Source organism: Rhodovulum viride (assembly GCF_003265965.1).
Lineage (GTDB): Bacteria > Pseudomonadota > Alphaproteobacteria > Rhodobacterales > Rhodobacteraceae > Rhodovulum > Rhodovulum kholense.
On record NZ_MUAV01000178.1, the window covers coordinates 1 to 495 of the forward strand.

The following is a 495-nucleotide window of genomic DNA, read 5'->3' on the forward strand; positions in this document are numbered from 1 at the left end:
GATCGCCCGGCCCAGCACCCCGCGCCAGCCGTCGAGATGGGCCGTCGCGGCCAGCACCAGCCCCTCGATCATCGCGTCCTGGTCGGCATGATCGATCCGCAGATGCGCCCTGGCGTCTTCCAGCGAGACCACCGGCCGCGCGGGCGGCGTCACCAGAACCGGGATCGCCGTCATGCGTCGCCCGCCTTCCGGGCGCGGTGCGGTTTGGGGGCGGGCGGGGGTTCGGGCGCGCCCAGCACGCCAGCGGCGATCAGATGGGCCACCTCGACCTCGGCAGCCTCGCGGATCTCTCCTTCCAGATACATGCGCTCGCCAAGATGCTGGCGCAGGACCGTGTATGTCGGCATGTCGTCCTCCTATCGGCTCAGGAAAGAGGGCGGTTCGCCCGCCCTCTCGGAGAGCCGATCAGCCTTCGCGGCCGAAATCGCCGTAGATGAAGGCGCCCGGGCGATAGGTGGCCAGGGCGAGGCGTTTCTCGGCGAGGATCGTCACCAG

At 70.3% G+C, this 495-nt stretch carries 2 protein-coding genes; both read right to left on the reverse strand.

The annotated features are described in order from the left end of the window. Positions 1-174 (reverse strand): head-tail connector protein (locus BYZ73_RS24265; protein WP_146746414.1); only part of this gene is annotated, 174 nt, incomplete at its 3' end. Continuing rightward, a complete protein-coding gene (locus BYZ73_RS23235) occupies positions 171-347 on the reverse strand; it encodes a hypothetical protein (RefSeq protein WP_181498149.1) in 177 nt (58 codons plus the stop codon). The genes BYZ73_RS24265 and BYZ73_RS23235, both read right to left, overlap by 4 nt. Positions 348-495 lie beyond the last annotated feature (148 nt).